This is a genomic window from Haematobacter genomosp. 1, from assembly GCF_002196855.1.
Taxonomy (GTDB): Bacteria; Pseudomonadota; Alphaproteobacteria; order Rhodobacterales; family Rhodobacteraceae; genus Haematobacter.
The window spans coordinates 13,174-38,837 of sequence record NZ_NIPW01000011.1 but is presented as its reverse complement, the minus strand read 5'-3'; the positions used below and the strand labels follow the sequence as shown (position 1 = coordinate 38,837).

General features: G+C 62.7%; 30 protein-coding genes. 6 read left to right on the top strand and 24 right to left on the bottom strand.

The window, feature by feature from the left end; genetic code table 11:
• Positions 1-276 precede the first annotated feature (276 nt).
• Entirely contained in the window at positions 277-906 is a 630-nt protein-coding gene (locus tag CDV49_RS08380) for an SOS response-associated peptidase (RefSeq protein ID WP_088215102.1), read from the bottom strand.
• A gap of 487 nt (positions 907-1,393) precedes the next feature.
• Between CDV49_RS08380 and CDV49_RS08370 the strand changes: the two genes are divergently transcribed.
• The 4 genes from CDV49_RS08370 to CDV49_RS08355 all read left to right on the top strand — a co-directional run bounded on the left by CDV49_RS08370 (position 1,394) and on the right by CDV49_RS08355 (position 3,308).
• Positions 1,394-1,579, top strand: a complete 186-nt coding sequence (locus CDV49_RS08370) for a hypothetical protein (RefSeq protein WP_088215100.1) — start codon at positions 1,394-1,396, stop codon at positions 1,577-1,579.
• A gap of 7 nt (positions 1,580-1,586) precedes the next feature.
• Positions 1,587-2,012 carry a hypothetical protein gene (locus tag CDV49_RS08365; RefSeq protein ID WP_088215099.1) on the top strand — a complete coding sequence of 142 codons (426 nt, stop codon included), beginning with the start codon at positions 1,587-1,589 and terminating at the stop codon, positions 2,010-2,012.
• 146 nt (positions 2,013-2,158) lie between these two features.
• Entirely contained in the window at positions 2,159-2,695 is a 537-nt protein-coding gene (locus CDV49_RS20140; protein ID WP_143413143.1) for a hypothetical protein, read from the top strand.
• Positions 2,688-3,308, top strand: a complete 621-nt coding sequence (locus tag CDV49_RS08355; protein WP_088215097.1) for a hypothetical protein — start codon at positions 2,688-2,690, stop codon at positions 3,306-3,308. The genes CDV49_RS20140 and CDV49_RS08355 overlap by 8 nt, the downstream gene beginning before the upstream one ends.
• Before the next feature lie 7 nt (positions 3,309-3,315).
• Here the strand turns inward: CDV49_RS08355 and CDV49_RS20445 are convergent, their stop codons facing one another.
• Genes CDV49_RS20445 through CDV49_RS08330 form a run of 6 tightly spaced genes read right to left on the bottom strand, consistent with a single transcriptional unit; the run spans position 3,316 to position 5,617 of the window.
• Positions 3,316-3,483, bottom strand: a complete 168-nt coding sequence (locus CDV49_RS20445; protein ID WP_179209149.1) for a hypothetical protein — start codon at positions 3,481-3,483, stop codon at positions 3,316-3,318.
• Positions 3,443-3,673 carry a hypothetical protein gene (locus CDV49_RS08350; RefSeq protein WP_088215096.1) on the bottom strand — a complete coding sequence of 77 codons (231 nt, stop codon included), beginning with the start codon at positions 3,671-3,673 and terminating at the stop codon, positions 3,443-3,445. The genes CDV49_RS20445 and CDV49_RS08350 overlap by 41 nt, the downstream gene beginning before the upstream one ends.
• 1 nt (position 3,674) lies before the next feature.
• The gene (locus CDV49_RS08345) at positions 3,675-3,896 is read right to left on the bottom strand and encodes a glutaredoxin family protein (protein WP_306424939.1); all 222 of its coding nucleotides are present in this window, start codon (positions 3,894-3,896) and stop codon (positions 3,675-3,677) included.
• Positions 3,896-4,849 (bottom strand): N-acetylmuramidase domain-containing protein, encoded by a 954-nt coding sequence (locus CDV49_RS08340; RefSeq protein WP_088215094.1) that lies wholly within the window; start codon positions 4,847-4,849, stop codon positions 3,896-3,898. The genes CDV49_RS08345 and CDV49_RS08340 overlap by 1 nt, the downstream gene beginning before the upstream one ends.
• Positions 4,850-4,860: 11 nt before the next feature.
• Positions 4,861-5,163, bottom strand: coding sequence for a hypothetical protein (locus tag CDV49_RS08335; protein ID WP_088215093.1), 303 nt, complete (start codon positions 5,161-5,163; stop codon positions 4,861-4,863).
• Positions 5,150-5,617, bottom strand: coding sequence for a hypothetical protein (locus tag CDV49_RS08330; RefSeq protein ID WP_088215092.1), 468 nt, complete (start codon positions 5,615-5,617; stop codon positions 5,150-5,152). Before CDV49_RS08330 ends, CDV49_RS08335 begins: the two co-directional genes overlap by 14 nt.
• A 92-nt stretch (positions 5,618-5,709) precedes the next feature.
• On the opposite strand from CDV49_RS08330, the gene CDV49_RS21075 reads away from it, so the two are divergent.
• A complete protein-coding gene (locus tag CDV49_RS21075; protein ID WP_143413142.1) occupies positions 5,710-6,270 on the top strand; it encodes a VPLPA-CTERM sorting domain-containing protein in 561 nt (186 codons plus the stop codon).
• On the opposite strand, the gene CDV49_RS08325 is transcribed toward CDV49_RS21075, so the two are convergent.
• The 5 genes from CDV49_RS08325 to CDV49_RS08305 all read right to left on the bottom strand — a co-directional run bounded on the left by CDV49_RS08325 (position 6,267) and on the right by CDV49_RS08305 (position 17,399).
• Positions 6,267-8,447, bottom strand: a complete 2,181-nt coding sequence (locus CDV49_RS08325) for a hypothetical protein (RefSeq protein ID WP_088215091.1) — start codon at positions 8,445-8,447, stop codon at positions 6,267-6,269. The two genes, CDV49_RS21075 and CDV49_RS08325, sit on opposite strands and share 4 nt — an antisense overlap.
• Before the next feature lie 3 nt (positions 8,448-8,450).
• Positions 8,451-10,289, bottom strand: a complete 1,839-nt coding sequence (locus CDV49_RS08320) for a hypothetical protein (protein WP_088215090.1) — start codon at positions 10,287-10,289, stop codon at positions 8,451-8,453.
• The gene (locus CDV49_RS08315; RefSeq protein ID WP_143413141.1) at positions 10,289-12,433 is read right to left on the bottom strand and encodes a hypothetical protein; all 2,145 of its coding nucleotides are present in this window, start codon (positions 12,431-12,433) and stop codon (positions 10,289-10,291) included. Before CDV49_RS08315 ends, CDV49_RS08320 begins: the two co-directional genes overlap by 1 nt.
• Positions 12,434-12,499: 66 nt before the next feature.
• On the bottom strand, positions 12,500-14,782 hold the full coding sequence (locus tag CDV49_RS08310) for a hypothetical protein (protein ID WP_088215088.1): 2,283 nt from the start codon (positions 14,780-14,782) through the stop codon (positions 12,500-12,502).
• A gap of 58 nt (positions 14,783-14,840) precedes the next feature.
• Complete coding sequence (locus CDV49_RS08305) at positions 14,841-17,399, bottom strand: hypothetical protein (protein WP_088215087.1); 2,559 nt, start codon at positions 17,397-17,399, stop codon at positions 14,841-14,843.
• Between the two features lie 77 nt (positions 17,400-17,476).
• Between CDV49_RS08305 and CDV49_RS08300 the strand changes: the two genes are divergently transcribed.
• Positions 17,477-17,875: a hypothetical protein gene (locus CDV49_RS08300; protein ID WP_088215086.1), complete on the top strand. Its 399-nt coding sequence runs from the start codon at positions 17,477-17,479 to the stop codon at positions 17,873-17,875.
• 139 nt (positions 17,876-18,014) lie between these two features.
• Here CDV49_RS08300 and CDV49_RS08295 read toward each other — a convergent pair whose 3' ends face one another.
• The 12 genes from CDV49_RS08295 to CDV49_RS08240 form a co-directional block, all read right to left on the bottom strand.
• Complete coding sequence (locus CDV49_RS08295) at positions 18,015-18,425, bottom strand: NlpC/P60 family protein (protein WP_088215085.1); 411 nt, start codon at positions 18,423-18,425, stop codon at positions 18,015-18,017.
• An 11-nt stretch (positions 18,426-18,436) separates the two neighbouring features.
• Positions 18,437-18,952, bottom strand: a complete 516-nt coding sequence (locus CDV49_RS08290; protein ID WP_088215084.1) for a DUF1833 family protein — start codon at positions 18,950-18,952, stop codon at positions 18,437-18,439.
• Positions 18,939-19,436 (bottom strand): hypothetical protein, encoded by a 498-nt coding sequence (locus CDV49_RS08285; protein WP_143413139.1) that lies wholly within the window; start codon positions 19,434-19,436, stop codon positions 18,939-18,941. The genes CDV49_RS08290 and CDV49_RS08285 overlap by 14 nt, the downstream gene beginning before the upstream one ends.
• Positions 19,433-21,433, bottom strand: a complete 2,001-nt coding sequence (locus CDV49_RS08280) for a hypothetical protein (RefSeq protein WP_088215082.1) — start codon at positions 21,431-21,433, stop codon at positions 19,433-19,435. The genes CDV49_RS08285 and CDV49_RS08280 overlap by 4 nt, the downstream gene beginning before the upstream one ends.
• Positions 21,433-21,561: a hypothetical protein gene (locus CDV49_RS20855; protein ID WP_256947279.1), complete on the bottom strand. Its 129-nt coding sequence runs from the start codon at positions 21,559-21,561 to the stop codon at positions 21,433-21,435. The genes CDV49_RS08280 and CDV49_RS20855 overlap by 1 nt, the downstream gene beginning before the upstream one ends.
• Complete coding sequence (locus CDV49_RS08275; protein ID WP_088215081.1) at positions 21,558-21,971, bottom strand: gene transfer agent family protein; 414 nt, start codon at positions 21,969-21,971, stop codon at positions 21,558-21,560. Before CDV49_RS08275 ends, CDV49_RS20855 begins: the two co-directional genes overlap by 4 nt.
• Entirely contained in the window at positions 21,971-22,426 is a 456-nt protein-coding gene (locus CDV49_RS08270) for a phage tail tube protein (RefSeq protein ID WP_088215080.1), read from the bottom strand. The genes CDV49_RS08275 and CDV49_RS08270 overlap by 1 nt, the downstream gene beginning before the upstream one ends.
• A gap of 224 nt (positions 22,427-22,650) precedes the next feature.
• Positions 22,651-23,094, bottom strand: a complete 444-nt coding sequence (locus tag CDV49_RS08260) for an HK97-gp10 family putative phage morphogenesis protein (RefSeq protein ID WP_088215078.1) — start codon at positions 23,092-23,094, stop codon at positions 22,651-22,653.
• Positions 23,094-23,501, bottom strand: coding sequence for a DUF3168 domain-containing protein (locus CDV49_RS08255; protein ID WP_088215077.1), 408 nt, complete (start codon positions 23,499-23,501; stop codon positions 23,094-23,096). The genes CDV49_RS08260 and CDV49_RS08255 overlap by 1 nt, the downstream gene beginning before the upstream one ends.
• Positions 23,501-23,839, bottom strand: a complete 339-nt coding sequence (locus CDV49_RS08250; RefSeq protein ID WP_444881520.1) for a head-tail adaptor protein — start codon at positions 23,837-23,839, stop codon at positions 23,501-23,503. The genes CDV49_RS08255 and CDV49_RS08250 overlap by 1 nt, the downstream gene beginning before the upstream one ends.
• A complete protein-coding gene (locus CDV49_RS08245; RefSeq protein WP_088215075.1) occupies positions 23,836-24,369 on the bottom strand; it encodes a head-tail connector protein in 534 nt (177 codons plus the stop codon). Before CDV49_RS08245 ends, CDV49_RS08250 begins: the two co-directional genes overlap by 4 nt.
• A 59-nt stretch (positions 24,370-24,428) precedes the next feature.
• Positions 24,429-25,640 (bottom strand): phage major capsid protein, encoded by a 1,212-nt coding sequence (locus CDV49_RS08240; RefSeq protein WP_088215074.1) that lies wholly within the window; start codon positions 25,638-25,640, stop codon positions 24,429-24,431.
• Between the last annotated feature and the right edge of the window lie 24 nt (positions 25,641-25,664).

Below are 25,664 nucleotides of genomic sequence, written 5' to 3'. Positions count from 1 at the left end.
GGATATAAACGGGAGAAATCCGACCACACAGCCAAGGTCGTCCAGATGCGGCGCACTGTGGGAAAAGACCCGACCTGACAGGTTGGAAGAAAGTTCTCCGCCCGCTTCCAAGCCAGACAGAAAACTCAATCATATTGCTGGTTCGGTGGTACCGCCTCCCCGGCTCGAACGGGGGACCCCCAGATCCACAATTTGGACTTTTCTGTTTGTGATCATAGGTAGTTGGATGCCGAGAGCGCACGCGACGGGCATTTTTGGCTCCGCCGCGTGTGTGTATCACGTCGGGGTCTCATCAATCGCGAGCGAGCCGTCGGGTAGCGGTCGCTGAAGCGCTCTTGCCTCCGACCAGGATGCCGAGAGCCATGTATCCCACTCCTCAGGGTCGGTAAGAATCGCCGGCATTGCCTTAGGATGCACGGCCCCTACCTCGGCGTTGGGCGCGCAGGTCAGAAACCCGTAGAGGTCGTCCGTTGTGGGGCCATCCTTGAGCTTACGGACGCTTGTCCAGCTCGGCACAAAAATACCGGCGAAGAAGGCAGGTGCGTCGTCCTTGGGTCGAAACCAGGCATTCCCGACGCCAGCTCCGCGCGGCTCCGCAAAGCTCGTCAGTGGCACAAGGCACCGGTACTCAGGGACGAGCCAGCGCCGCCAATGCGGCGAGGCTGTATTGCGGACGTTCGTCACGCCGCGATCGATCCCAGATTTGGTATGGAACTGCGGCGGTGACGGCAGACCCCACCGGGCCATCTGCAGCACAAGGTCCGGGCCATCCTGGCGCACTACCGGGGCCTGCTGATCGGGATAGATGCCGGTGAGAGGTGGGAGATTGCCGATCCGATAGGTCAGCGCGGGGAAAAGCCGTCGCATGGCCTCTTGCGGACGCGTGCTGCTGTAAAGATTGCACATCAGGCTGGCTCATCCCTCCAGATCCATTTGACGATCTGACGGACCGGGCGTCGCACGGTCAAGCCCTGCAGCTCGCTCGCGGCGGGGAGCCTCCCCCGCATTGTCATGTACTCCATCGATCGGCACCGGGAGCACGGCCATGGTGCGACATGCGCCTCATGAAAAGCGCCCACGACCTGCACCAGATCGACCGCCCAGTAATGGACAGTGCGGCGGCACCCACCACAATAGACCGTCATCAACAGGCCCGAGCTGGCGGCGTCGGACATGTTGCGATTGTGGAATTTGTTGGTCGAGGGCGTGGTTGGCATACAAGAACATTCGCAGAACATCTGCGATTCTGCCATAGACGGAAAAATCCGCCTCCACGCGAGAAAAAAAGAAACTCGAAGCGCATTTTCCTCTTGCGCAATGTCCCATAATGTCCCATATTGTATTTACAGGGCAAGGGAATGGTTCCGGCCCGGAGGTCCAAGGAGACAGAGAAATGACCCATTATGTTGCCATCTATGCTGGCGAGATCATCGGCGAAGCCGCTAATCGTGAAGATGCCATCACCATGGCTGGCTTCAAAACCATTCACAACATCGACTTCTATGACGCCGAAGATGGTCCCGTCGTCCAAGGCTATGAACCCAACGGAAAAGGGGTGTGGATCATCGATGGAGAATGATCGCTCAATGACACGCAAGGAACTGGAGCGCCATGGGGCGCTCCTTTTCGGGGCTGCATGGAAAGGTCGGATCGCAAGCGCGCTTGATGTCAATCGAAAGACGGTCTCGCGGTGGATAGCAGATGATGCCGTTGCGCCGTGGGCTGCGGAAAAAATCCGGGCGCTTGCCCACATCGCCCCCCCGCCGGGATCAAGCGATATGCAGGATCGCGATTCCGCTTGCGTCCATGCAATAGAGCCTGAGCTGACACGGCTGCGGGATATAGCGGTCAGCGCGGGGTGGCATCCAGCAGAAGTCGCGGCGGCGATTCTGGCGCTGACTATCGATGAGATACAGGCTCATGTCGGCTCTGAGGAGACGATTAAGATGCTGAATCAAGCGTGCGGGGGCGCGCTCGTAGAGGTCATTGAAAAGCGGTCGGCGCGGAGCTGATGCCTGCCCCTCGTGATCTGACGGGCATCAGATTCGGGCGCTTGACAGCAGTCGTGCTTGTCGAAAGACCTGACAGAGCGGGCAGGTGGTGGCAGTGCAAATGCGACTGCGGGACCACCACGATCTGCGCGCAGAATCGGCTGACAGTGCCTGACAAGGACCCGCGCGCGGTACGAGCGTGCGATGCATGCCGTGCACGCCATTGCGCGATCTGCGGCGCGGCATACCTCAAGCCGGGATCGACCGCCACCTGTGGTGATGACGAATGCAGACTCATCTACCGTCGCCTCAAGAATCAGGAAATCGCTACGCGCCTCAGTGCTGCACGCGGCCCGCGACGGCGAACACCGGGGTATCGCATCAAACTCGCGAGAGAAAATCCCCTTCTCCTGATGTCATTGCAGGAGGCGGATCGGGAGCGCGCGCGACAGCGCCGTATGGAGATGACAGGCGAAGATCGCGCGGCTCGCAATGCGAGACAGCGGGAGCTTTATGCCGCAGACCCGGAAAAATACCGGGCGAAATTCGAGGAATGGCTACGCAACCTGTCGCCGGAGCGCCTGGAGGTCTGGCGGTCACATGCGAGGGCATCCCAGAAGAAATACCGCGCCCGGAGAGCGTCCTCCCAGATGATGGCAGATGCGGCGCTCCTGCTAAAAATGATGGAGAATACCGATGAGTGAGATCGTCCTTGCTGGCGATGAGCCCCTGCCCGACCTCAGCGGAATCAGCACCGAGGAGCTACAAAGGGAAATGGCGGAGGCCATCGGCGTCACGGCCCGTACTTTATCGCGCCTGGCCGCGATATGGAGCGAGTTAGAGCGCCGCGGCGCAGATTTATCCGCGCTGCGCGGAGGAGGCCTGTTTACCTATCTGCCTCTAATCGCCAATCGTCGTCTGCTGCCAGACGTCGTCGTAAGGTGCGCGGGGCAGGCGACGCTGATCAAGCAGATGACGAATATGCCGCTCTCCACTCAGCGCCGTCTCATCGACGACGGATTTGATATTGCGGATGTCGGCGAAGACGGCAGGGTGACGACGCGATCTGTCCCTGTGGAAGAGATGACCATTACACTGCTGCGACGCGCGGTTGTCGGCGATGATCTGCGGCCGGTTCGGGATCAGATTGCCATGCTGGCCCCGAAAGCCACCCGACGCGCGCCGGTGCGGAGGGGCGTCGTTCTGAAAATCAGACTCACTGCTGAGGAATACGATAAGCTGCGATTGATCGCGAGAGAGGAGGGGAAGCAGGCCCCAAGCCTCGCGAGAGAATTTCTCATGAAATCTCTGCACTAGACGTATTTTAGCGGCACCCCGCATCCACATGGGCGATCAGGTCACGCCCCGCCGCGCGGCTCTGTGGCCCGCCGTCCGCCACCAGCGCGGCAGCAAGCGCCGTCCGGGACGCCTCCGTCCCGTCGCAGACCGCCTCACCGCTGCGACCTGTCGCGCAGCCAGCGAGCGTCGTCATCAGCATTGCCGCGAGATACGTCCGCATCGTCGATCCTCCTGCGTGTGTCCTGATAGTCCTGCAGCCGATCGGCGCGCGCGTCGCGCCGACCCTCCCGCTTGCCAGAGGCAAACGCGATCAGCAGCGCCACGATAAGCCCGCCGAGCGCGGCGAGCGCCCGACCGATGCGGGTGGAGAGCAGCCATGTCATGTCATGTCAGCCCCGCGATCAGGTCTGGGCGATAGCCATGCCAGTGGTGATCGGGACCGAGGTAGACCACCGGCGCGGACTGGTAGCCCCAGGAGCGCACCAGCGCCAGCGCGGCGGCATCCTGCGTGAGGTCGATCTCCTCAAAGGCGATACCGCGCTGCTGGAGCGCCCGCTTGGTCGCGCGGCAGGGCTGGCAGCCCGGCGTAGTGTAGACAATGACCATCACGCGACCCCCCTGCTCTTCTGGAATGCCCAGACAGCGACACCGATCAGCGCCAGCAGCATCCCGCCACCGATGAGGATGTTGAGCGTCGACTCGGGCAGCGCGTCGCCGATCGCGGCGACAGCCGATGCCAGCCCGCCTGCGGCAGCGCTTACCTTGGTGATCTGCGCCACGCGATCCTCGCGCGCGGGCTGCCGGATCGGCGACGCATCGCGCCGGCGCTCCAGCTCTGCCCAGGTCCGCGCACCCACGACCCCGTCGACCGGCAGTGCCGACTGCGCCTGAAAGCGGCGGACCGCCGCCTCTGTCTCCGGCCCGAAAGCGCCGTCCGAATCCAACCCAAGCGCCACCTGCAGCCGACGGACGGCCTCTCCCCGCGCACCGGCGCGCAGCACCACCGGCGAGGCCCGGCCCGACAGCTGCTGATAGGCGGTCTCGATCCGCGCGGCGTACTCAGCGACATTGCCCGATCCATTATAACGCGCCGCAAAAGCCCGCCAGTCATGAGCCCGCAGCGCGGCATCGAGGCCCCAGGACAGGATGAGGGTGACGAAAGCCGCGAGCTGCTCCGCCTCGCTCGCCGCCATCGCACGCACCATGCCGAGCGCGGTGATGTAGCCTGCCGCGCCGGCATTGAAGCCCATGATCTGCGGCGCGCCCCAGCTGGTGGCACGCATCGCATCCTCAGGATCGCGGGCGTAAGCGGCGCGGAAGAGCCTCTCCCGGCCCGCTGCCGACAGCTTCAGGCTCGACCGATAGTCGCCAATTGGCATCCGCAGCTTATGCGGCTCAAAGCGCCGCTCGAGCGTGCCGTCGGCGCGAAACGCGCGGCCTGACGCCTCCACCTGCCAGACAGCACGGATCGCCGCCAGCTCGCAGCCGATCCGCTCGGCTGCACGCACGAAATCGTCGGCGCTCGCGCGATGCGCGGCGCCCTTCCAGGGGTCTGTCATGTGGGGTGCTCCTACCTCTTGCGAGCCAGTTCTACGGCGAGGGACGACATGGACCGGGTGACATCGCGGATTTCATCCCGCATGTCCTCCGCGGTCTCGCTGTTGCGCTCGAGCGCTTCGGTGTTTCGGTCCAGCGCGTCGATGATCTCGCGCGCAGACCTGTCGCTAACGAGCGCCGCGGAAACCTCGACGATTTCCTCCGGTCGTGCGGGCCCTCTCTTGGCGCGATTCCATCCGAAAGCTGCGGCAAGACCAAGGATCAGCACCATCAGGGCGTTCGCCGCCTTCTCAAGATCAAGTTCAGCGAGATTCACGATCCGCACCCCGACCAGCCTGGATATCGCCGGACGCACGGGCGAGATTGACGATCTCGGCCAGCAGCATCGTCGTATACATGACGACCCCCGACCATGTTCCACCTTCGAAAACAGCGGCACTCAGGATGCCGACGGCGAATTGCGCCCAGGTGAGCGCCCCGAAGACGCTTGCCAGCGCGCGAAGGTGCGGCGACCACCTGAAGCCGGCGAAGGTGCCGTTTACAATCAGAGCGAGAAGCCGCATTGCCCCGCAGCTCAGCAGGAGCACCGCCCAGAAAGCCTCATCTCCCCATCGCGCAACCGCGACGAATGACGGCGTAAGGCTGAACATGTCCTGCTGGAAGCGAAGAGCGACGCCCATTGCCACGGCTGGAAACAACATCAGCCATTCGCTGAAACGGATAGGGAAATGAGCAACAATCCCATCGCTCAAGCGTCTCACAACAATCATGCGGACCTCTGATCTTATTGAAGATTATGCTTGCCCGAATCGACGCCCTCACGGCACCGTGACCGCGTTGGTTAACTTCGGGGGATTTGACGATGAGAGCGTTTGCGCTGGCGGCTGCGGCTTGCCTTGGGATAGCTGGGCAGGCTGAGGCCATCACATACTACGGAACGGCGAAGGGGTTCACACCGCCACCGAACGAGAATGAGGCCCAAGCAGGCGCAGACATAAGCTTTTGGAGCGATGACGGCTGGAAGACAGTCTTCGTAACTACCAAAGCTGTAGGGCGTTTCTCGTTCGCGAACTTCGACTTTGGTAAAGCCGGAAGCCTAGACCATTGGGTGGGCAGGCAAGAAACCTATCAGTTCTTTGCTCCCGAATGGAGTAACTTGAGTGTGGGGGCATGGGCTCGACACGCCGAACTCAAGAGTTGGTGTTGGTTCGGATGTGAGTATACAGCCTATAACGATCCCGGTTATCCACCTCCATATGGAGAAAGGCTCATTGGCATCGCCGATGGTCAAGAGCGGATAAGATTTGTCCTCGGCGCCCTTGTCCCAGACGTGCTACCCGCTCCCGTTCCCCTTCCTGCCGCCGCCCCTCTCCTGATAGGCGGAGCGGCAGCACTGTTCGGCCTGCGCCGGAGGAAACGCTAGACCGCGTTGCCCGAAGAGGGGTCTTTATAGACGGATGCGTTGACCGTTGCGGCGCTGCCCGCCACCCTCATTCGCTCCGTCTCAACTCCGCCGGTGGTTAGCCAGACGGTATGCTCAGCGATCTGCACCCCCGCGCCCATCCTTCTGCCGGTGGAATTGGGCACCCCATACATGTGAAGCCTCCGCCCGGTCGCGAACGCCCCATTGCCGGGGCTAGAGAGCGAAAACTTCTGCCACAACCCTCCATTGAATCGGCACGCAAAGACACCCGTGGCCCCAGAGTAGACCTCTGCCAGATCAACATAGAACTCCAGCGTATTCCAGATATTGCGGTGGAGCCGCCCCAAGCTTGGTTTGGGCGATGGAGACAAGTCCGCCGACCCAGTGGTATCCTCGATTTTGAGAATAGACATTGAATCGGTCGGCTCGTGATAATCAATGTCGAATCCGTTGGCGACGATACCAAAAAGGCACCGACTTGAATTGGCGAATGCCGCCTCGTAAGGCACGCGAATGACAATCTTATGCCGAACCTTGGTTGTGCTTGCAGGCACGTCGGCGGTATCCCTGAACACAGGCCCGGCCCCGGTGAGCGTGAAGTGAGCCGCAGGTTCTATCTCGCCCACCTTCCACCCTTCTTGCCACAAATTGATTTCCCATCCCGCCAGCCCCCAAGTCGCTTCCGGGTCATACCACTCCGGAACGTGCTCAATGGGATACCACATGCGAATCATGCTCTTATCCCAAAATGAATATCGGGTATAATCTTGGCGATAGTATCCGACGGTTGTCTGCGCCGCCGGAGGGGACCGTTGCGGGAAGATGATATCGCCCGTCTGAAACGGGATCGTCGGCGTAAAGCGAATTTTTCCTCCGACGAGCGTCACGGTCCCTCGGTATTTCTCGTCGATACCGGTTCCAACGCCGGGCCGGCAGATGTAATAGGCGAGATTCCCCGGGTCTCCGGCCCGCAGGATGCCGAAGCCCATCACCTCCTGAAATTCCGGGGCATTGTCCAGCCAGTCCTGATCTGGCGTCATGCCATGGATCGCGGCCTTGGTCGAAAGATACCCGCCATTGCCTTCCGTCAATGCGACTTCGGCATAGGCCCCGCCCGGCGCGACGTAAAGATCACCCATTTTCGGCGGCACGACATCAACACCAGCAGACCGGAGCATTGTGGGGAGGAAGAACATAAGTGCCGCCTCCCCTATTCCGGCCCAATGGTCTTTCCCCGGGTGCGCCATGTCCTGAGTATACCACTGGCTGGCTGGAGGCCCGTAGACCCCCCCCAGCGCCTGGAACCGGCTGTCGTGCGCAAACTTGTCGATGCCAAGCTGGAAGTTGATATCCTTCCCCCACGGACAATGAGGCGCGAGATCGAACGGCATGGTGCGAGAGAAAAGCCCGCGACCGACTTCCGCAGGATTACTTTCCTCGAAATCCCAGAGGCAATGGTCAAAGATCACATCTTTGAGCTTGCTATCGCCTGCCAAGTCTGGGTTTTTGTTGTGCAGAGCGAAAGCCGCCCCATTCTCAAGCTGGCCGTAATAAAGCGGTGAGAACGCCCGAAGCCAATATGGTTCGGCGCTCTGATCGTTGGCATACCAGAATTCGCCAATCCTATCGGGTAGACGACCGAATTCTGCGACGCAATCCGCAACCATGTCGGCAGTGAAATGCCACTGCCGACCGGCTTTGCTGTCGTTCACCAGCTCCGTGCGCCCCGTTCCCGCCTCGCCCAGCTCGACAAATGCATAGTCCACGCCGGGGGTGATATACTCGAGCGCATTGGCGAGGATCAGCATCGAGGGATTAACCTGCTGCTTGTTCATCGCCGTGATTGCTGTCGTGGTTGATGATGACGCGACAGTTTCATTTGCACCGTTACGCTGTATGACGACGAGGCTGCCAGCGCGCGTTGGGTCTGGCGGCGTGAGGATCTGGTAAAACCGGCCCGTCTCCGTGCAGCTCACCGGCTCCGACTGCGACAGATAGGCAGTAATGACGCGCGACGGCGGCGTGACTTGCTCCTGCGTGGTGTATTCCCCGGACTGCTCGTGGAGGGCGCGCACGGCATAGCCAGTGCTTGCCATGAGCGATGCAAGGGCCGTGGAAGCCGTCAGCTTGCTTGCGCCCAAGCCAGCGGCGATGGGCCAGTATCTGTATGTGGGCATGGGTCAGGCTCCCGGCTGCGGAATGAGGGACAGAACGTCGTCCCAAAGCGTGTTGAAAATGCGCAGCCCCCACGTGGTGACCGGATCATCGTCATTGGACTCGGCAAACCCCGCCCCTTCGAACATGTGGGGATAGGGGTCGCCGTTGACTGGGTATGTCCCATCCGTGGTGCGCACGACGTAGGATTTCATTTCTTCCCACCCCGGCTGCATGATCCCCAGCGCTTGAGCAAAAAGCATGAAGTCGCCGCCGACGCCCTGATTGCGGTAGGGAGAATTGATCGCCACGCTTCGGCTGGCGCCGTTTGTGGGCGCAGACGGAATGGAGGCCGCGCGAATGTGCCACTCGGGGTCTCCGGGGACCAAAGTCCTGATCGGGAGGAAGGCCACCTGATCCCCAACCGAGAAGCCGGAGGCGTTGCCGACAGTTATTTCCACAAGCTTGTTCGCTGGCGTGTTAAGGCCGCTGTAGCCGCTATCATCTGTGACAGGCGTCCGTCGCGTTCCATCGGCGGAACACAATGCCAATCCCCGATACGCCACTTTGGACTCTGGCGAAAGGAATTCTACCCTGTTCCCGGTAATCTTGGTAATGGGCCGCAGCATTGAATTCCCCGGCATTGTCGCGCTGTTGTGGGGCGTATTGAAGGAGGCGATTATCTCCGGGGTCAGCGTATAATACTGGCCGAGAATGTTTCCGGTTCTCAAGTCGTCCATCGTGAATTCGTCCAACGGCAAGCCACGGCACCATCTATAGAAGGCGGCATAGGCGAAGTGCCACGTCCAGTGGCCACCATTCGGCCCTGTGCGAATTCCGTCGTATTGCTTTCCCATGGAATATGCGGCCCTGATGGCCCGCTTTTTCAGAGCCACTGAGGCAGAATTACCGTAGAGGATGGGGAGCATCGCCGCGACCTGCTTTGACCGGAAACGTCCATAGCATCGCGGGTTGTCGGGAGATCCCATACCGCTGCGCCACGGCGTCATGGCCTCATAGCCGCCGCCATTTGTGGAAACGGTGTCCGCCATGGCGCGCAGCGGACAAGCGAATTGCTCCCCGGCGATTACGGCATCCTCAAGATCGTCCTCGGTCAAAGGGCCGGTCGCGCTCAGATCAATGCTCGGCAGCGCTGCGTAGATAGCGTCCACGTCCAGATCGTCGTCATAGGTGACATCTTGCGCGCGCTCTGCCGCCGACCGGAACGGAGGGGGGGCGTAGTCTCCCACGCCCGGAAGGTCAGATTCCGTTACAGTCAGGGTGAAGTATTCCTCAATCAGGCCATACCTCTGATTGTTCGACGGGACAGTGAGCCGCGAGGCGACAGTGACGTAATTGTCCCGGTTTCCGAGGACGGCGGGGAGATCGGGAATCAGATCGTCATTGAACTTTGGGCTGAAAGCCCCGGGGGCGGCAGTGGTCATGGCCCGCTGATCGAAGCCGTTCACAATGCTGGTCTGCGGGGACGGGGCCACCCCGGGGTTCATCATCGCGCCGTGCATGATGCGACCATAAGCGTCCGAGGCCGTCGCGGGGGTCTTCGATGTGATCTCAATCGTGCGGCCTGCCGGCACGCGAATGACCGCCTGCCGCTGCGGGTCTGCGGTATAAGCAATGGTCGAGCCAGCGGGCATATTGCCGGAGATCGAAACCATGCCCGACGAGCTTGTGACCGTGAATGGCACGGTCGCATTACCAGACGCGGTCGTATACTCGCCCGCCGTCACGCTGAGAGTGCGCACGGCATAGCCAGTGCTTGCCATCAACGATGCAAGCGCGGTGGAAGCCGTCAGCTTGCTTGCACCCAAGCCGGAATCTCTGGACCAGTAGCGGTAAAGCGGCATCACAGCCCCCCCGCCGACAACTCGTTGAATTGCATTGCGCTGCCATCCGACGGCGCTTGCGATGCAGATGCCCCCCAGCGAACACCAGTCTTCGTCCCCGCCGGATAGGTGCCGGTGTATGCCCCTGTCGCGACCTCGACACCCTCGACAAGCAGCCTCAGGGCTTTCGTCGTTCGATTGATGTAGAGCCGCGCCGTGTGCTCAGCCATGATGTCGCCCATGCCGGGGACAGAGTGTGCGATCCGCGTAAAGCTGGTTCCGCCGATCCGCTCCTGTACCTGTATGGCATCGGCTGCGCTCCCGCCTGCGTCGGCACTGGCCGCAAGAAATACCAGCTGCAGGAAATTGCTGGCGTCGATTCCGAGAGCAATATAGCCGAGCGCGCCCGCTCTCCGAACAGCCGCCTGACCCTCCTGATTTGTGCCCATCGCGTAGGCTTTGGCTTCGACATACCCCCCTGCAGCCGGCAACTCGTAGCCGTTCAGTTGCATATTGGTGGTCGCTTGGTTCGAGATGCCGCGGACTCTGCCGCCCGTCGTGATCCGCATGCCGACAGACGACAATGGCGCGGCCCATGTGTGGTTGCTTTCGGAGACATGCCCGGCAAGGTCAGACCCGAGATTCGTTGAAAACGTATCGACAAACTCCACAGCTGCGAGCGTGTCGAATTCTACGGGAGCGCTTTCACGCCAGAATTTATACTTGGTGCCTGGCAGGTGGTCGGAAGTGGAATTTCCGGCAAAAGCGAGAGCATTCCCAAACGTCGCCAGCTCAGGGTGGTCAATATCGAACTCGGCCTTGGGGATCATCAGCATCCGAGTCACAGCGGGGGTCGGAGCCGTGCCGGGCACGATCCGAGCGCTTGTCGGCGTGATGTCCGTGACGCTCGGGGTATTCGGCTGGCCCGGATGCACCGGGATCGTCAGCACGCCATCAGACTCGGAAAAGGCCCAGTCCACCTGCGGGACGGTGTCGGACCACGGACTTTCGGCCACGGCGGGAGAGCCGACGCCATTGCTGGCGCTGGAGACCCGGCGGTATTGGTAATTCGCAGCGGGCGTGAAATTCAGTCCGGTCACCACGTCCTCTGGAGTCCCGGACGGAGGCAGGCGCCGCTGGATCTTGTGCGTGGCCGTCGGGCTCGGGGTGCCGCCGAACGTCGCAGCCGGGGCCGTGACGGCCACGCCAGCGGTCAATGCAGGCATCGCGGGATTGGTGATGACGTAAGGTGCCACCTCGGTGCTCGCTGCAGCCGCCGTGAACGCCACGGTGTCACTGGCCGTATTCGCGCTGTTTGTGGCGGTGACAGTGACCTCATAATCGCCCGGACCGGCATCCGCGATTGTCCTCTCGGTCCCCGTCCCGGTCAGCGTGATCGGATCGCCATCCAACGTCGCCACCCAAGCCAGCGTCGGCGTCGGCGCGCCGGTTACCGTCGCCGTCAGCGTGACCGTGTCGCCCTCGGTGATCGCCCCGGCAGGCGTCCGGGAGAGGATGACAGTCGGTGCCACTGCCGCTTCGGAAATCACATCCGTCCACGGGCTGTAACTCCATACCTCGCCCGCGAAGCTCCATCCGCGGTCCGCCACACGATAGCGATAGCCAACCACGAAAGTCCCCGTCACCGGGACGGTCTCGATCGCCCCCGTCGTGCCAAGTTGACGCTGCACGGAGTGAGACGCGTCAGGCGTCGGATAGCCCGCAAATGTGGCGGCGGTGGAGGTATAGGCCTCCCCGGGCAGGAGCGTGCCGGTCAGCGTCGCGGGGGTGACGACAACAGGCTCGGAATACACCGTCGCGAACGGCTGGGCATATACGGTGGTCTTGCGGCCCTCCGCATCGGTGCCGATCTCGCGCCATGTCACCACCTCAGCGACAGTCGCGGCGAGGTACGGACCGGACGTGACGCCGGTCGGCAGCCATGCACCCGCGCCATTCGCCCGGCGCACGTATTCGCCTTCCACCGTGACTCCCGTAGGCCATTCGCCCGGAACATGGGTGATCTCGCTGCCGACCAAGACGATGTTGCCGAAGACAAGCTCAGGCAGGACGTCCGGCAGAGGGCCAGTGCCATCTGCCGGGACGCCACGACCTTTGCGCGGATGCCGGCGATTATTTGACAGGTATCTGGGACGTCGGGTCATGAGGCGATCTCCGCGCATGGAAAAGCCCGCCTTTCAGGCGGGTGGAGGATGAGGATTTCGGGGGGGTCAGACGACGAAGGGGTACTGGACCACTTGATCGCCGGTGAGCACGTAAAGGCCTTCGATCTGGAATGTCGCGCCGTTGGTCTCGGGAGCGAATTGCAGGCCGATGTGGTAAGATGTCAGACCGACAGGGATGTAACTGGCGACGGCAGACACCGCGAGCCGCGTGCCGGTGATCCGCTCCAGGTCCACTGCACCGCCGCTGATATTGGCGTAGGTCGGCGATACCTGATTTGACCACCGCACGACGCGCGCCCAGCTGTTCGTCGGCGGCGAAGACAGAAACCGCCCGACAAGGACAAACGTGGCATAACCACCCTCAAGGGGCTGCATCAGGGCGAGCGGGATTTGCACCGCCGCCGCCTGCCCCTCGTTGCCCGCCGTGATCGCCGTCGTTGTGGCCCCGGTCAGGTCGGAGACGACCGCCGCTTTCGTCGGCGGCGATCCGGTCGAGGTGAGGCTGACGAGGTCCTGCGTGACGCCATTCCGCCACGGGGTGACGCGCTGTAGAAAGCTCCGGCCCTGCGGCTGCAGGTTATTAAAGAAGGCGGGCTGCGCACCGTAGATATTGACCGGCTCGACCATCTGGCGCGGATCGCTTGCGGCGCGCACCTGCGCCACGACGCCGGTCATATTGATATCACGGAGCGAAACGACGCCGTTGATATTCTGGACGAGGTACTGCGTCGTCGCGTCGCCAAAGTAGATGGTCGGGCCGACGATGCGGATCGGAGAGCCGCTGATCGCAAAAGGGGCTGTATTGTCGATGGCGCACCGAAACAGCGCCGCGTGTCCGACCCATTCGATCCATCCATCAACCCATGCGACCTGTCCGACGCTGCGGGCGTCGAAAATGCAGGCGGAAGGAAAGCTCTCCGCTGTGCAATTCACGAACAGCCAGCTTCTGCCGCAGCGCACGGTATATGCGGCGTCGAACGTAGCGCCTGCCGCGCAGTTGTAGTGCTTTGTGTCTCGCACGACGTTATTATTAATAGGGAAATTGCCGTTCGTGCACCATGCTTCGAAGATGCGGAATTCCTGAGTGCCGCCAATGCGATTGCCGGACTGTCCAAAATTGCATCGATCGATCAGCCAGTAAATCGGCACACAGGTGAATAGGCAGGTGAAATTGCACGACGCGACAACGTTCCGGACCTTGAACGATCCGGTATATTTTGCAGTGGACGGGCTGTGCCAGAAGCGGCAGCCTGCCACGGCAGCATCGGTGTAGAAATCCTCCAGCGTGACGCCATGGATCTCCGTCGCCCCGGTATCCGAGAATACCGCGCCCCCGGTGCAGATCAGCCCCGCCCTGCCGCCGGAGAAACTGCTGTCCTCGCCCTTGATATACATAGACGTGCGGGGGACAAGATTGCTGACATGGTAGCGCCGCGGCCCCAGCACCACCCTGCCCCTGTTGATGGCCTTTTGCACGACCGCGGAGCAATCAGCCCCGTCAGCGGGCGGGGCGAAGGCATCGACCGGGTAGAACTGGTCCGACCGAGGCAGAACGCGCAGCAGCACGCCGCCCGCCGTCGTCACGTCCGCATCGCTGGCCACCACGCGATAGCCAAAGGCCGAAGCCATCGAAAAGCCGACGGTGATCCGGTCATCGGGGTCGAAAGCATAGCTATCGGCCACGAGCGCCGCGACGCTGTAATAATGTGCCGGAGAGGCAAGCCGCCACCTCGATCCGTCGGAATGCACCGTCTGACCCGCCGCATCGCGGATGTAGGTCAGGATGCCCGGCCCCCCGAGGACGCGCACCGCCGTGATCGGCGCAAGGATACTCGCCGCCACGAATGCCGATTTGTCCGGGTAGGGCTGCGCGCCGTCGATCACGTCCTGCAGCAGGTCGGCATAGCCCGCCCGGACCCAAGCGCCATCGTATTCCGCGCCCCCGCCCGGCGCGAGCGCGATCAGGCGATCCGCCTCCGCAAATGCGACACCATCTACCGTGCCCGCGTCCGAGACGATCCAGGCATCCCCCAGCTGAATCGGCGAGCCATCGGGCCGGGTGCTTGGGAATGCCCCGCTGGACGCGTCCCATTCTCCGACGATCCGCGCTCCAGAGGTCAGTGCATCGATCTGCTGCTGGAGATAGACGGCTGTCGCAGCCGTAGCGAGAGGATCGGCGCCCATCGCCAGCGCCCGCTTGACTTCCAGCCGCGTCAAAGATCGCGTCTCGATGGACCCGCCCGCAGCGCTGGCCAGCGCAAACTGGTCGCCGTCGGTCGTGTCGCCTGCCGTCACCGGCGTCAGCTCTGTAATGCGCTTGTCAGCCATTGATGGGCTCCATGTCGATAGACCCCGCAGGCGGGGTGTCATGCGGGATGGGAGGAGGTCAGGCCCAGAGGCCGGGGGCCTCGTCGAGACAGGTGAGAGTGGCGGTCAGGTCGGCATGCGGCTCGACGGCAAAGACGATCATCCGCTTCGCTCCGGCTTCGCCCGGACCCGCCGTAAACAGCGCGCCTGGCTCGACCGGGATGGCATGCGTCAGCGTCACCACGGCACTGTCAGGCCCATCCACGAGACCGGCGAAGGCGATGCCCTCCTGCCGGATGGCGATGCTGCGACCCGTGCCGCCCGGGACGGCCTCATCGAGGTGCAGCGTCAGGCCATCGACCGCGACGACACGACCAGCAGCCGTCGCCACGTCAAAGGAGTGATGCTGCATGCCGATGAGCGAGCCACGACGGCACACGATGGCTTCTGCCGGGGCGTCGAATTTGTAGTAGACCGCACGCAGCTCCAGCTGCCGCAAGTCGAAGAGCGCCCGCTCCCGCGCCGCGGCCTCCGTGTCGATGCCGTCATAGGTCACCTGCTCCAGCAGCCGGGAGGCGACGGTCACGCCGTCCCGCAGCACGGTGATCTGCCGATCCTCATATCCCAGCGTGCGGTCGGCATAGGTGACCAGAAAGCCGTCCGGAAGCGTCGGGAATGCCTTCTCCCAGCTGAAATTCGCCGTGTTGCGCGGCGTGAAGATCTGGACCGGCGTCTCGTCGGACCGATCCCGATCCCAGATCACCCCCCAGACCTCCGAGACATAAGGCTGGCCATAGCCGCAGGCCGCCACGACGCGCGCTGCCTCGATCATCGACCGGCCCTCGATGAGCGCATTGACGGTGTAGCCGTGATCGATGCAGTGCTGCCGAAACCCGACCATCATCCCATTGTCGATGATGCCGGCGGGGACAGCCGCGGCGTTGAGCGAGCCCACATAGATGTCGCGCAGATGCGGGGCCGGGTTGCTGGTGACCGTGTATGGCCCCCATGTGCCGCCATCCCAGTCGCGGACATATCCGCCAGCAACGACTGAGAGCGGCCCGAGCTGGCGGTTCCGCGCCCGCACCGCAATGATGGCCAACTCGGACCCGCTGGGGATGGGCCGCTCGTTCCAGATCGACACGGAGCGCATGAGCATGACACGGTCCGACATGCCATTGAGGCCGTGCGGTGCGACCGGCACCGCGCCGCTCAAGCCATATTTGAAAAGGTCATAGACCCCGTTCCCGGCCTCCCCCTGATAGACATAGGTGATGGGGTTATACTCCGAGCGCTTGAAGCCTGCCCCGCGCGTGACCTCGATTTCATACCGCCCCGGCGGGAATGCCGGTGCAGAGAGATAGACCGTGGCGTCGTAGCGGGTCAGCCGAAGATTGCGCACACGGGTATTGCCCACCGTGGCCGGGTTCAGGAAGTCCGCCGCGCCGCTGCCGATGAACCACGAATGCGCCTGCCACGACGGAAAACCGGGCGCGATGGTCTGCGCGGGATTGGCGATGCGCCCCTCCGTCCATCCAAGCCAGCCCTCAAGCTGGGTCGTCGCGGGCCGCGCCGTCGGCACCCACACGAGCTTTATCGTCGCACGCAGAGATTGCAGCGAGGCCCCCTCGTAGTGCAGCTCCGGCAGGTTCAGCCATTGCGTCGTGCCCTCGCGGCGCACCCTGATCCGCAGCGGCACGCGCACATGCTGGTCGCCATGGGTGTCACCGCCCTGACTCAGACCTGCCGGAAAGACGAGCTGCAGCCAGTGCTCATGGGGGGCGATACGGGTGGCCACGACCTGTGGGACAGGCAGTGCGGATGCGATCCCGTCGGTGATGTCGAGCGCGCTCTGATTGTCCTCCTGCGTCGTGTAGCCTTTCAGCTCCGCCTGCAGCTGCTCGGTCTTGGTCTGCCGCGCGACAAGCGTCTGATCGGCGTCGCTCCCCCATCCTTCGCGGGTCTGATACTCGACGGACTGCATCTCATGGATCGGCGCGGTCCCGAAGCGGACATCACGCAGCCGGTGCGGCCCGGCGAGGCAGTAGACCGCCTCCACGACCTCGTCCTGTCCGTCGAAATAAAGGAACGGCTCGACGGCAAAGGGCGGATAGACTTTCCGCTCCCCGACGACGCGGGGGATCGGGCCATTTGCTGCCAGCACATTGCCCTCGGCACTGGATTCCGGCGTGTCGCGCACATCTGCCGATCCGAAAGTGGGCGGGGCCGTCAGCGCGCCGAGAAGCAGGCTGCCGACTGCCGCCGTGCCGGAAGCCAAGGCCAGCGCCGATATACTCCCCTTGGCAAACCATCCACCCGCGGTCGCAAGTGACCCGCCCGCGATTGCCGCCGTGCCTGCCGTCAGGGCAATCGCCGCGACCATGGCAAGCACCTGCTTGCCGCCGCCACCCCCACCACCCGCCGGCGGCAGATGAAAGGTGACCTCCGTCACTTCCGCCCTGGGGCGCACCATCGCCCAGACGCCGCGCGGCACGGGATGACCATTGACGCAGACCACGCCCCGCTCTGCGAACTCCTCGGGCAGATGCATCCGCGCGACCATCTCCGCCAGTGTGCCGGTGTGACGCTCGACGCGCGGCGTGAACCCGAAGGGCTCGCGATAAACGCAGAGGGTCATTCAGTTGCCCCATTGTTCTGGATAGACTCAATTACCTGCAAGCGGCGATCCTTTCGGGCGACAACGGGAGAGCGGTCATGGCAGATCCAGAGAACATTGCGCGCTTCAAAGACATGGCTGGGAGGCTGCTGGGAGCGCTCTACGCAACACATCCAGAGTCGCAGTTTGCAGATGCATCGCTCATCTTTGGCGATGATGAACCCTCTGGCGCCGACCAGAATCTTTTTGACGATACGGTAGGATATCTCGTTGAGAACGGGTACCTGACCGCTATCCCTCCGCAGGACATCCGCCTCAATGATCGGTCTTTTGATGTCCTCCAAAAGCCAAACCCGATCACTCCCCAAGAATCCATAGGTTCGTCGCTTGCGACTTGGGCGGCTGACACAACGTCAGAGATCGGTCGTGGAGTCGCCGCTCAGGCTGCCGGAGCCGCCTTGTCGCTTCTCTACAGCGTCATCAAGAGCGGGTCGTGACCATGACCGGCGACGGGAAGTTCGGAGCACTCTTTGATGAAGAAGGATATGAACGCCTTCACCGTCGGTATGCACGACGCCGAGGTATTTCCCCCCCACCCATGCTGTGAGGCAATTCCGACCGGTTCCGAACTCAATTTCAGCCATTTCCAGTTTGTTCATCTGATTTTCTCCTGAATCCCTTGATCCGCCCCGCCACGCTGAAATGCTGCAGCGGCACAAGACAGGTCGCGGTGGATTGCTCGACGTGCAGGCACCCGCCCCCCGCCACGACGCCGACATGCACGACGCGCCCATTGCCGCGCGGCGCGCGCATCAGGATCACGTCGTATTCCCGCGGCTCCATGACCTCTATCCAGCCATCCGACGCCTGCCCCGCATCCATGGCCCGGGCAACGCGGAGCAGGTCCGAAGCCTCGATCTCGCCGTAGACCGGCAGATCGATCCCGAGCTGATCCGCATAGACCTGCCGGACAAGAGACCAGCACGTAAACTTCCCCGGCTCCTCGCCGTATTCCACGCCGATGTAATCGGCCCACCAAGCAGACATGTCTGGATCCTCTAGCGATAAAGACCGGGAAGCCGCGCCTGCGTGGCGCTGACGCAGGGCCATGGCTCCTGCGAATAATCGTGCAGGCCGACCTGCCCCGTCACCTGCACGGCATCCCCGGTGACGGATTTCAGCACGTATCCCGGCATGTGATGGATGACGCCCGGCGTGCCGACCGGCTCGCGAGGCACGACGGACAGGTCGAAATCCGCCGTGGAGAGCAATGAGAGCGTCAGCCGCGCTTCTCCGGTGATTTCCCGGAGCGCCTGGCCGATGCGGCGATCCACGTTCGGCAGGGTAATCTCTGCCGCAGCAACCGCCTCCTCTGCGTCATCGAGGATCGTGTAGCCGAAAACGATGCCCGTCCACTTCTCGCCCTGATACAGATAGTCGAGCGGATCGCAGACAAGCCGGATCGGCTCCGCCAGCGCCGGGTGCTCAACCAGCAAGAAGGCCAGCAGCGCATCGGGCGACGCCGCATCTTCCAGCGACGCCCGCGTGGCCGCGGGAATGTCACGCTCCGACATCGAAGGGGCTCCCCGGATCCACGATGATCCGTCCACCGTCCTCCTGCAGCACGTAATCCCCGCTCTCCTGCAGGAGATATCCGTCCGGGATTGAGACGGGAAAGGACACGATGCTGAAAGAGAGTGCTATGCATTTCGCCCCCGGAGCCGCGCGGCGGGTCTTGGCCACCGAATATGGCGGGGAACCTTTCACGATCTTCCAGGCGGAGCGAACCCTGGTGATCGGGTGATAAAATTCGAACGGCAGAACCCCGTGGTGAAGATCGAGCTTATACCAACGCTGAAATGCCTCGAACTGCGGTATGGTGAGCAGGCGCAATTCGACGGAATAGACCTCGGGCGCCCATGATGTCTTCGGCCGCTCAATGGCAACGCCGACCTCTGGCTCAAAGCTGACGCGATTATCCTGCAACCCCCCTTGCGGAGAGAGCGGCAGGATGCAGTTCGGCACGTCACTTGGCCATGCGATCACTGGACTGCTCATCCCCGCCTCGTCACTGTCGGGCGCAGCCCTTGCCTCTGACGCATGCTTTTGTCCGCCATCCCGCTGGAAATCCCGCGGTTGACCTCCTTCATGACGAGCTTTGTCGTCTCCCGCCCCGAGGCGCTCCGGCTCGTCTCCTGATCGACCTGATCGACGCGACCGGTCGTCTGATTGACGATCTGGATGTCTCCGCCCCCCTGCCGTGTGGGAGATGACATGCTGGACGGGCCGACGTAGCCGCCCCGGGCGAAACCCTTGACGCCACCGCGATTGATCGCCTCCAGCAGCGCGCGGTTCTGCCGGGTCGCGCTCGCCCGCACGACAAACTCTCCGTCGGACAGCATTGCAGGTACGCTGTCACTGGTAGCGCTTCCGGGTCCCGAGATGTACCCGCCCCCTGCCGCGCGGACGAGAGGGACGAACCCACTCGATCCGAAGACATTCGGCATCAGGCTGCCCAGAAGACGGAACGTCGCCTCCTGAGCTGCCATGGCGGCGAGACGCCGTGCGAGATCGGAAATTGCTTCTCCGGCGTTCTGGCTTCCACTGACGATGCCGTCGAAAAGCCCGCTGAAACTGCTGCGAAGTTCGTCGGAGACCGCCGACGCGAACTGTCCGGCCTGCGTGAACTCATCCCCCAGGGATTGTGCCGCACGATTGTAGGTATCCTGGCTGATCGCCCCCGCCTTGAGCAGGACGTTGAGCTTGTCCATCTCCAGCGCATATTGCTCCGCCGCTGTACGGGTGGAGTTGAAGACCTGTTCTGCGTCGCGGGCCATTTCCTTCGCTGCGCGCTTGGCATCTCTCTCTGACTCTGTCTGCGCTTTCCGGGCTGCCTTCCGGGCCTCGCTCTCCGCTTTTCGACGCGCCTCGGCCTGCTCTCGTTCCCAGCTCGACACATCGTCCATCGTGAAAACGTTCGGGTCAGGCTCGCGGTAATTCCACTGGTTGATCTCGCCTCGACCACCGCCGGGGTTCTGCTGCGCAAGCCGGTTTCGCAGCGACATGGCCTCGAGAAGGTTCGATGCGAGCCGGTTGGCCTCATCCGCTGCCGTCGTGATGCCCGGCGCAATCTCTGCCGTGGCTGCCACCAGCTGCCGCGTCGCGTCCTCCCCGGCCACGATATTCTTGAGCAGGGTCAGTTGCTCTGCGCTCAGGTTCTCCTGTGACAGCAACATGTCGGCGGCGAGCGCCCGCAGCTGCTCGAACGCGGTCAGCTGCTCCTGCGGCCCCGCCGCGGTGCCGAGCGCGTTCAGGGCGTCATACAACTGCCGGGCCTGCTCATCGGTGAGGCTCAACTCGTCCCGCAGGAATCGCAGCTGCCCCGCCTCACTCGCAGCGTAGCCGCGAAGGCTGTCGATCATGCCCGGCTGGCTAACCTCGGTGATGCCGCCGATTGCGGTGTCCAGCGCCTGGCGCGCGTCGATCCTCGCCAGCGTGCGCTGCGCTTCGACCATCGCCCAAAGCTGATCGGTGACCTGCCCATATTTCTCCCGCAATTTCTCAAGGTCGCCGTCGGCATATTGCGCCGTGATTGACCGCAGGTCGCTGATGGCCGTATTGACCTCTTTCAGTTGCTTCGCGACGTCGACCGATTCTTCTCCGAACAGGCCCATTGCATTCGCCAGTGGGAAAAACACAGCAGCAGCCACACCAGCCAACGCGCCAACGGTGCCGAGCGGGCCAAGGATTTGCGGGATTTGCTGGCCAAGGGCGGTCAGGACACTCGTTCCCGATCCGATCTGCACCGCAAGGTCTGCGAACTGGGCCGCAGTGTTCTGGATCTGGAACCGTTGGTTAGCGGTGATGTTGCCGAACCGGCTCATTTCCTGACCGGACTTCGCAACAGCCTGCGTGACGTTCTTGTTCGCCGCCACGAACTGCTTATCGATGCTGTTCGCGGCTTTGGTGGCGCGCGCCTCCGCGCGGGCAAGTGCCTTTTCCATCGCGGCGATATTGGCTTCAAGCCGAAAGGAAAGGACGGATTCGTCAGCCATCACTCAAACCCCACAATCCCCATCTCGCGCGCTTCTTCGTCAGTCCATGACGACGCGCCCGGCGTTTTCTTGCCGCCGTGGAATTCCACCATGCCCTCCATGCAGCACGCGAATTCCCACAGGCTCATTGCGTCGACTTCGCGCGGCGTGAAGCCCGCTTTTGCCCCGCCTTTGTAGAAGGCGCTGAACTTCCACTTTCCTGGGGGCTCGTCGCCCCCGTCTGCTCCCCCACGGGGTCATCGGCCACCCCCATGACCGCGGCGGCAATCACCAGCATGGCGGGCATGACAAATGATCCGATGGGCTCCGCTTCGGAGAGGCGGCTAACAAGGGACTTCGCCTGCTCCCTCTCCATACCGCCCCCCATCAGTCCGAAGCGAAGGACCGAAAGCGGCATATCCACCCGCCACCGGCCCGTGCGCAGGGCCGTGAGGATTTCCATCGGACCCGCGTCACAGGCATCCTGCACGGCGCGGAGATGCCCGATGGGGAGCGCGAATTCATGCTCCCCGCCCGGCCATGTCAGGGTGATTTTCATCAGGGGGCCGCTTTCGCCGTCCGCGTCGGGGTGCCGTCGAATTCGAACGCGATAGACCGGGCATTTTTTTGGCCTTTGGTGCGCGTGTCGTCGAGCTGCGTCAGGATCGCTGGACCGGTTTCGTACTCGGTATCGCCGACAGCAGCGTTAAGGTGCCCGACCCGCACGTTCTTGACGCTGCCCGAGTAGTACCAGTCCATCAGCATCTCATGCGACTGCTGTGCCCACGTCGCGTCCGAAGCCGAAACCGTGACGTTCAGTGCGCGGATGGAACGTTCGGTCGAATACGGGATGCTTTCATCCTCGCAATCGCCCGGTACCTCGGATGTATCAACCTGCGTCGCACGGCTGATAGTCACGTCCTTGAGCCCGCACACTTTGGCATAGGTGCCGGGGGTGGCAGTCTCAACCTCAAGTACAAGCTGGTGGAAGAATTCAGTGATAGGGGCAGCCATTTCACGTTCTCCATGGCAAAAAGGCCGCCGAGGCGGACCGTTGGTTTCGGTTGTGAGGTGGTCAGCCCTTGCGGACCGGGATTGCCGCGCCCGCCTTGATGGCAGCAGCTATAAAGTCGCGCGGGAAACTCTGCGGGGTTGGCTTTGGCTTTGCCCCGAACCCGACATTCTTCTTGTGCCGGCGCCAATGGAATTCACGCAGGAACAGAGCCCGCGTCTGCCAATCAGCCATTAAACGCCTTCTTGGCAGCGCGACTGATTCTGGCGGACATTCGCTTCCGCCCTTCTTTGCGCTTCACCCGGATAGCATGGTAGAAGAACGGATTAGCCGGCATTTTCTTCGTTCCGAACTCTTGCAGCTTGGCTAGCTGGAACTTCATTCCGCGGCTGTTCGTCACCATCGTCTGCGCGCTGCCTGCATAAATCGTAATGCGCCGCTCACTGTCCGGGCTCCCTGCCACCGAGCCAACCGATATCGAGCCCTCGGGCGCATCGCCCCACGTCCACCCGATGGACGCTGCCAGCCTGCCGCTATCCTTCGGCACAAGGCGACGCATCATTGCGACGATCTCGTTTGCGTTCTGTTCAAGCGTCTGCGTGGCGGCCTCCTGCACCGCCCGTGGCAAGGCCCGGAAGCGGGCGCGGAGCTTTTCCAGACCCTCAACCATCAATCATTCTCCTCGATCAGTGCTTCGACCTGCACCACCCCATGCGTGGTGATGCCGTCGGGGTCACGGAATACTCGGACCATCGGCACGCGCATTCCGACCAGAGCGTGCGCTCCAAGGTCTGCGTCGTATCCATGCAGCGCCTTCTTTACCGCTTCGCAGATATCCTTGGCCTCGCGCTGGCCGTCTTGCGCGGAAGACCAGACATCGATCTGGATCGTCTCGACCCGACCGTCGATGCAGTCGGCATCGTCCTCTTGCCAATCGGACGGGCCGAAACTGATATACGGCGGAACCTCCTTTGCCCGTGGCGGATCGCACACGCGAACCCCGAGGGAAACCAGCGGTGCGAAGGTCGTGAGCCGTTGGAGGATCAGCGTCTGCAGAGCATTCGACAGACCGGGCATCAGACAGCCACTCCCTTCTCCACGGTGAGTTCGATGTCGGCGCGATCGTCGCTTTCCACCATCGAGCGGATGTTGAATTCGTCACCGGAGCGGATATCCCGCATCCGCCATTCCGTGGTGATCAGCCGGGCGATCGCGCTGGCCGGGATGGTGACGACCGCAGGTTGCCGACCGGCCAGCCGCGCGGCGATCACCGTCTCGCTGCCGCGCAGCCAGCGGATCGCTGCATAGGCCTGAAGGCGTTCAGTCCAGCCCATCAACTGACCGCCCTGCCCGTTGGGCGTGGCGACCGGTTCGTCGAATGCCACCCGGAAATTCCGGTCTCCCGCCGCGTTCACAGCTGCTTCCTGCGCTTGCTGCCGATCAGCACTTCCGCGGCGAACGGTACCGACAAAGCCGCATCCCCGACCGTCTCGCGACGCACATACCAATGCGCAACCAGCATCTTCACCGCCTGCACCACTGCAGGAAGGTCGCCCTCCGGAAGAGCGCAGGTGTAGAGCACGGTAATGTCGCTTGCGTCCGCGGGACCGGTCGCGTCGACGATGACGGCCGAACCATCGAACCGGAGTGTCGCATCCGGCACCGTCTGTGACGTGCCGGCGGCATCCTTGTATGTCACGGTCGCCGCAGTCACATCCGGCAGGGCGAGACGAAAGCACCCCCACGCAGGGAAGGTCTCCTGCCAGCCCTGCGACAGGACCGCCCGGCCAAGGACACCGGAATAACCATCAAGCCACGACACGGCCGCCGCCTCGTAAGACGTGATCAGGGCGTCATCGTCGTCATGCAGGACGCGGAGATGCTGCTTCAGGTCTTCGAGGGAGACAACGGGAGTTGACGGGGCGGTGATCCGGACAGGATTCATCGGGGGAACCTCTCTGCTCACAGAGATGGCCGGCGAACCGGCCACCCTTGGTCAGCAGATCAGGGCGTGACCGGCTCGATATCGCCGTAGACAAACGCCTCCGGCCGGTAGACGGCGAGGGCGAGCCGCTCTTCCGCCAGGATGGTGACGAGGTTGCGCGTGAAATCGTCGTTCACGTAGCCGACCTCGATGCGCGCATCCCAGCGGTCGAACAGCTGAGCTCCCATCTTGAAGGCCCCGGTCAGGAACTTGCTCTGCGCGATTGCCTGCGTCTGCACAACGGGTAGACCCCAGATCGTCGGCTGCACTGTGCCTTGCGGATTCGCGATGATGTACCAGCCCGAGGCGTCCTTGGTCAGCTCGATGGATGCCCAATCGACAGGGTTGAGCACCACCCCAGTCGACGGAAATTCCGCAAGGGTCGCCTGAAGCATCGCGATGCGCAGGACATCGATCGAGGTCTCTGCGGCAGGGGAACCGGAGGGTGCGGCAAAGGGCGACGCCTGCGGGATGATCCCGTGGAGGTTCTGACCCGTTCCGGTACCGTTGAGGAGCTGGTTCTCCTCGACGAACTTCAGCCCGTAGATCAGCCGCCCATCGATCAGGGAGCGGAGCTGCGAGAAATCGGAAAGCGCCTGCTTCGACGCCTTCATCCAATGCGCGATGACTTTGGCCGAAGTCGAAACCGACTCGAGCTGGATGTCCGAAGACGGCTTTGCATCAGTCTCGCCGACGGGAGCCGCATTGTTGGTGAAGCCGGTTTCCTGCACATACTCCAGCGTATTGCCGTCCATACGCCCGGCCGAGATCAGGTCACGGACCGTCAGCCGGCGCTGGGGCAGTTCAAGGATGACGGGAAGGCGGGTCGGCGTGATCGCAGCGCCGATGGAGCCTGCGGCATCGGCGTCCGAGGTGGTGATCGTCGCCTTGACCCGCAGGTCAGCCCGACCGATCGACTTGGCGAAGTCGCTGTCCGCGAAGGACTTGAAGCCCTCGCTTTCGACGAACTGCTGACCGAACGACTTGTGCTCGACATCATCGCCGTTTCCGCCGCGCGCCGCCTTCTGCTCCAGTTCGTCCAGCTGGGTCTTGAAGCCGTTCATCTTGACGAGCGCTTCGTCCACCTGGCCCTTGAAGGAGGTGGTCAGCGCCTCACCGGCCTTGGCCTTGCCGAGCGCCTCTTCAGCTTTGCCCTTCACGTCGTCCAGCGCCTGCTGAAACGCGGTTTTCACTTCCGCTGCCAGTTCGGCAGCCGATTTCGGGTCAGACATGGGTATCTCCTGATCGGTTGGGGG